Source organism: Mesorhizobium sp. M1E.F.Ca.ET.063.01.1.1, assembly GCF_003998155.1.
Classification (GTDB): Bacteria; Pseudomonadota; Alphaproteobacteria; order Rhizobiales; family Rhizobiaceae; genus Mesorhizobium.
Genome location: NZ_RZSC01000324.1, coordinates 1 through 6,477, shown reverse-complemented (window position 1 = coordinate 6,477; position 6,477 = coordinate 1). Strand labels below are relative to the sequence as shown.

The 6,477-nt window shown below is 63.3% G+C and carries 4 protein-coding genes and 1 pseudogene; all 5 read left to right on the top strand.

Going from position 1 to position 6,477, the window contains the following annotated elements; genetic code table 11:
* Positions 1-904 (top strand): annotated as a pseudogene (locus tag EOA29_RS21305) (alpha-glucosidase/alpha-galactosidase); the annotation flags it as partial.
* A gap of 102 nt (positions 905-1,006) precedes the next feature.
* A complete protein-coding gene (locus tag EOA29_RS21300) occupies positions 1,007-3,091 on the top strand; it encodes an ABC transporter substrate-binding protein (RefSeq protein ID WP_127221426.1) in 2,085 nt (694 codons plus the stop codon).
* A 112-nt stretch (positions 3,092-3,203) separates the two neighbouring features.
* Positions 3,204-4,211 carry an ABC transporter permease gene (locus EOA29_RS21295; protein WP_127221424.1) on the top strand — a complete coding sequence of 336 codons (1,008 nt, stop codon included), beginning with the start codon at positions 3,204-3,206 and terminating at the stop codon, positions 4,209-4,211.
* A complete protein-coding gene (locus EOA29_RS21290) occupies positions 4,212-5,345 on the top strand; it encodes an ABC transporter permease (protein ID WP_127221422.1) in 1,134 nt (377 codons plus the stop codon).
* Positions 5,346-5,355: 10 nt separating this feature from the next.
* Positions 5,356-6,477: ATP-binding cassette domain-containing protein (locus tag EOA29_RS21285; RefSeq protein ID WP_145969729.1), on the top strand; the 1,122-nt coding region annotated here is incomplete at its 3' end.

The following is a 6,477-nucleotide window of genomic DNA, read 5'->3' as shown; positions in this document are numbered from 1 at the left end:
GCCCAAGGAACTCGACTATGTCTGTTCCGGCATCAACCACCAGACCTGGTTCATCGAATTGCGGCTGAACGGCCGGCCGATCGGCAAGGACGAATTGATCGCCGCTTTCGAAGCGCATCCAGTCTATTCGAAGCAGGAGAAGCTGCGCATCGACGTGCTGAAGCGCTTCGGCGTCTATTCGACCGAGAGCAACGGGCATCTGTCGGAATATCTGCCCTGGTACCGCAAGCGCCCCGACGAGATCACGCGCTGGATCGACATGTCCGACTGGATCCACGGCGAGACCGGCGGCTACCTCCGCTACTCGACCGAGACCCGCAACTGGTTCGAGACGGAATATCCGCAGTTTCTCGAAGCGGCGTCGAATCCGCTCGATCCCGCGAAGCGCTCCAACGAGCATGCCAGCCACATTCTGGAGGCGCTGGAGACCAACCGCGTCTATCGCGGCCATTTCAACGTGAAGAACAACGGCGTGATCACCAACCTGCCGCAGGACGCCATCATCGAGTCGCCCGGCTTCGTCGACCGCTTCGGCATCAACATGGCTGCCGGCATCACGCTGCCGGAGGCATGTGCGGCCACCTGCATATCCTCGATCAACGTCCAGCGCATGTCGGTGCATGCGGCGATCGCCGGCGACATCGACCTCTTGAAGCTCGCCGTGCTGCACGACCCGCTGGTCGGCGCGGTGTCGACGCCGGAGGAGGTCTGGCAGATGGTGGACGAGATGGTCGTCGCGCAGGCCGCCTGGCTGCCGCAATACGCCAATGCTGTTCCGGCGGCAAAGGAGCGGCTTTCGAAGTCCAGGGTCAAGACCCGCGAATGGGCGGGGGCTGCGCGGCGAAACGTGCGCTCGATCGAGGAATTGCGCGCCGAAAAGGCGGCACTCAAACAGGCCGGCTGAAGCTCGTACATGGAGGCGGCCCCGGGAGGCGGGTCTGCCAGTTCAGCCGTCTGGAATAACGGGCCGAAAGCAGAACAAGTCCTGATCATGTGGGAGGAGACAATGAGGACCTTACGCAGAATTGGCATTGCCGCCGGATTGATGCTCGGCGTTTCAGTTCCGGCACTCACCGCTATCGCTTCCGAGCCGACGGTGCCGCCGCAGCCGGCAACGTTCCCGGCCGAAGGCAAAATCAAGTATGTGGCGCGCGACTCCATCCTGGAGTTCAAGGCGCTGCCCGAATATCGCGAGCCCGACTGGGTGACCGAGAAATACGTCAAGACCGGCAAGCTGCCGCCGCTCATGGACCGGCTGCCCAAGGAGCCGCTGGTCTTCAAGACCGCCAACATGCCGGACGGCATCGGCGTCTATGGCGACACGATGCGCCATGTCATCGGCGGCAGGCCGGAAGGCTGGAACTACAGCGCTGGCCAGACGCAAGGCTGGGGCGGCATCGACATCGCGCTTTCCGAATGCCTGACACGCACCGCGCCACTGTTCCAGGTCGATGCAAAGGACACCGAGCCTCTGCCGAACCTCGCCAGGAACTGGGAATGGTCGAAGGACGGCCACAAGCTCACCATGCATCTCGTCGAAGGCGCCAAATGGTCGGACGGCGTGCCCTTCAACGCCGATGATGTCATGTTCTACTGGGACGACGAGGTCGTCGACCCGAACGTCTCGCCGCTGAACGGCGCGACGCCCGAAACCTTCGGCGTCGGCACGACGCTGAAGAAGGTCGACGACTACACGGTGGAATGGACGTTCAAGGAGGCGTTCCCGAGGCAGTATCTCTATGCGATGGCCTACGGCACCTTCTGCCCCGGCCCCTCGCACATATTGAAGCCGCAGCATCCGAAATATTCGAAGAATACCTACGACCAGTTCAAGAACGCCTTCCCGCCGGAATTTATGAACATGCCGGTGATGGGGGCCTGGGTGCCGGTCGAATACCGGCCTGACGACATCATCGTCATGCGGCGCAACCCTTACTATTGGAAGGTCGACGAGAAGGGCAACCAGCTGCCTTACCTCAACGAGCTGCAATACAAGCTGTCGACCTGGGCCGACCGTGATGTCCAGGCGGTCGCGGGCTCGGGCGACTTTTCCAATCTCGAGCAGCCGGAGAACTTCGTCGCCTCGCTGAAGCGTGCCGCTGAGAAGAACGCGCCCGCGCGCCTTGCCTTCGGCCCGCGCCTCATCGGCTACAATCTGCGCTTCAACTTCTCCGCCAATGGCTGGGGCAACCCGGACGAGCGCGGTCAGGCGCTGCGCGAACTGAACCGCAACGAGGACTTCCGCAAGGCCGTCACCATGGCGTTCGATCGCAAGGCGCTCGGCGATTCCCTGGTCAAGGGACCGTTCACCGCCATCTATCCCGGCGGCTTTTCATCCGGCACCAGCTTCTATGACCGCAAGTCGACCGTCTACTATCCCTTCGATCTCGAAGGCGCCAAGGCCGAGCTTGCCAAGGCCGGCCTCAAGGACACGGACGGCGACGGCTTCGTGAACTTCCCGGCAGGCACCGCCGGCGGCAAGAATGTCGAGATCGTGATGCTGGTCAACAACGACTACACGACCGACAAGAGCCTCGCCGAGGGCGTGGTCGCCCAGATGGAAAAGCTTGGGCTACGGGTCGTGCTCAACGGGCTCAACGGCACCCAGCGCGACGCCGCCGAATATTCCGGCCGCTTCGACTGGCTGATCCGGCGCAACGACACCGAGCTGACGTCGGTGGTACAGAACACCGAGCAACTCGCGCCGGTCGGCCCCAAGACCAGCTGGAACCATCGCGCGCCGGAAAACGGCGAGGTCGACCTGATGCCGTTCGAGAAAGACCTCATCGACATCGTCAACAAGTTCGTCTCGACGCAGGACAACGATCAGCGCGCCGACCTGATGAAGAAGTTCCAGAAGATCTCGACGGAAAATGTCTACAATGTCGGCCTGACGGAATATCCAGGCGCGCTGATCGTCAACAAGCGCTTCTCCAACATCCCGCAGGGAACACCGATCTTCATGTTCAACTGGGCCGAGGATTCGATCATACGCGAACGCGTCTTCGTCGCGGCCGACAAGCAGGGGAAATATGAACTCTTCCCCGAGGAGCTTCCCGGCAAGCCCGGAGACAAGGGGCCGATGAACTAGTTAACCTCCCTGACGAAGAGAACTCCGGTCGCGCCAGCTGGCGCGGCCGGACAAAGCCAAATCTCCGGTGACGCCCAGGGAGCGACCGGGAAGAAAGGAAAGCGGACCCCCGATGTTGCGATTCCTGCTCATGCGCATAGCGTCGGCGCTTCCCGTCCTCGCCATCTTGAGCCTCGTCACCTTCGCCATCATCCAGGCGCCGCCGGGCGACTACGCCGACTATATCCGCTCGCAGTTGATCAACCAGGGCGGCGCCTCCTACGCCGAGGCCGAAGCGCAGGCTCAGGCTTACCGTGTCGAACACGGCCTCGATAAGCCATTGCCCGTCCAGTATCTCAACTGGATCGGCGGCATCGTCACGCGCGGCGATTTCGGCTACAGCCTCTACTACAACAAGCCGGTGGCCGATGTGGTGGGCGAGCGGCTGCCGCGCACGCTGCTTCTGGCGCTGGTCTGCCATCTGCTCGCCTCGGTACTCGGCATAACCTTCGGCATATGGGCGGCGACCCGGCAGTATTCCTGGATCGACTCAACGCTTTCGGCCATCTCCTTCCTCGGCATGACGGTGCCGCGCTTCCTGATGGCGCTGATCATCGTCTATCTCTTGGTCTTCCAGTTCAACGTCTCGGAGATCGGCTCGTTCTTCTCGCCGCAATATGGCGGCGCGCCATGGTCGTGGGCGAAGTTCGTCGACCTGGTGAAACATGTCTGGCCGGTTGTGGCGATCGCGACCTTCGGCGGCCTCGCCTACAACATGCGCGTCATGCGCGGCAACCTGCTCGACACGCTCAACGCGCAATATGTCGAGACGGCGAAAGCCAAGGGCCTGACCGGCGGCGCGGTCGTGATGCGCCATGCCGTGCCCAACGCGCTGCATCCTTTGGTCATGTATCAGGGCGTGGTGCTGCCCTACATGCTGACCGGCGAGATCGAGACGGCGATCATCTTCGCGCTGCCCACCGTCGGGCCGGCGATCGTCGGCTCGATGGCCGTCGGCGACGTCTATGTGACGGCAACCTTCATGATGGTGCTGTCGGCGACGCTGATCGTCGGCAACATCATCGCCGACATGCTGCTCGCCCTTCTCGACCCGCGCGTGCGCCAGTTCGGGGAACATTAGATGCTGGCGCGCGACCCTTCACCCCCACCGCGGGCCGAAGGAGCGGTGAGCCAGCCCGCACACGGCAATGAAAGCTACATCGCGCTGGTCTGGCGCCGGCTGAGGCGCTCCTGGACCGGTATGGCCGGGCTTTGCCTTGTCGTGCTGTTGCTGATGATGGCGGTCTTCGCGGAATTCCTGGCGCCTCTGGACCCCAAGGCGACCGATATCGCCTTCGCGCCGCCGGAGGTGCCAACCTTCCACGACAAGGACGGCAATTTCGTTGCGCGGCCGAGGATCTATGCGCTGGCCGAATCGGCCGACCTCGATCCGGTCACCTTCCAGCCGATCGTCGGCCCGGATTACGACCATCCGCGGCTGCTCGGCTTCTTCGTCGAGGGCGCGCCCTACCGGCTTTTCGGCCTCATCCCGGCGAACCGGCATTTTTTTGGCTCGATGGATGGCCAGCCGGTCCATTTCCTCGGCACCGACAAGTTCGGCCGCGACGTGCTGTCGCGCGCCATCCACGGCTCGCGCGTCTCGCTGATGATCGCGCTCACCGTCGTCTTCATCGTCACCGTCATCGGCACCACCGTCGGCATGGTCTCGGGCTATTTCGGCGGCAAGTTCGACGTCTGGATGCAGCGCTTCGTCGAGCTTGTGCTCGCCTTCCCGCAATTGCCGCTTTATCTCGCGCTGACGACGCTGATTCCGGTCACCGCGCCGACCAACGTCTTCCTCGCCTTCGTCATCATCGTCATGTCGGCGCTGGGCTGGGCGCAGATGTCGCGCGAGGTGCGGGGCAAGACGCTGGCGCTGGCGCGGATCGACTATGTTCGCGCCGCCATGGCGGTCGGCGCAACCGACCGGCGCATCATCATGCAGCATATCTTCCCCAATGTGATGAGCCACGTGATCGTCGCGGTGACGCTGGCGATCCCGACGGTGGTGCTGCTCGAATCCTTCCTCGGCTTCCTCGGCTTCGCGGTGAAGCCGCCGCTGATCTCGTGGGGTCTGATGCTGCAGGACACCGCGACCTATTCGGTCATCGGCACCTATCCGTGGATCCTGTCGCCGGTCGGCTTCGTGCTGATCACCGTTTTTGCGTTCAACGCGCTGGGCGACGGCCTGCGCGACGCCGTCGATCCCTATTGAGGTGCAAGGAATGACGACGATCGCGCTCGCCGACAGCTTCGCACCCGCCGTCCGGCATGACCATGACGGACGCCATGACCAGCCCGTCATCGACGCCCGCAACATCGAGGTCGCCTTCAAGGTCGAGCACGGCATCGTCGAGGCGGTGAAGGATGTCTCTTTCCAGCTCTATCGCGGCGAGACGATCGCGATTGTCGGCGAATCCGGTTCCGGCAAGTCGGTGACGGCGCGCACCGTCATGGGACTGCTGTCGCGGCGAGCGACCGTGTCGCCGAGGTCGAGCGTCGACTATCTCGGGCAAAACATCCTGAAATTCCCGGAACGCGCCCGGCGCAAACTGCGCGGCAACCGTATCTCGATGATCTTCCAAGAGCCGATGAGCTCGCTCAATCCGATCTACACGGTCGGCAGCCAGATCGTCGAGGCGATCAGGGTGCACCGCAAGGTGAGCCGCAGGCAAGCCTGGGCGCGGGCGCTCGAGCTTCTCAAGCATGTGCAGATCCCCGAACCGGAAGCGCGGCTCAAGCAGTATCCGCACCAGCTCTCGGGCGGCCAGCGGCAACGCGTGATGATCGCCATGGCCTTGGCCAACGATCCCGACGTGCTGATCGCCGACGAGCCGACGACAGCGCTCGACGTCACGGTGCAGGCGCAGATCCTCAATCTGATCCGCAATCTGCAGAAAGAATTGCGGATGGCGGTGATCCTGATCACTCACGACCTCACCGTGGTGCGCAAGTTCTCCGACTATGTCTATGTGATGCAGCATGGCGAGATGCGCGAGCACAACGTCACCGAGCGGCTTTTCGCCGACCCGCAACATCCCTACACGCAGCGGCTGCTCGCTTCCGAACCGCATGGCCGGCCGAAGCCGCTGCCCGATGGGTCCGGCACGATCCTCGAGGCGAACGGCGTGCGCGTCTGCTTCACGCTGCGCCACGGCACATTCCTGAAACCGGACTGGCGCGAGCTGGTCGCCGTCGACGATCTCGACCTGAAACTTTGCCGCCACGAGACACTTGGGCTGGTCGGCGAATCCGGTTCCGGCAAGACCACCTTCGGCCAGGCGCTGCTCCGGCTGCTGGACGCCAAGCGCGGCGAGATCCGTTTCGACGGCCGGCCGATAGAGGGT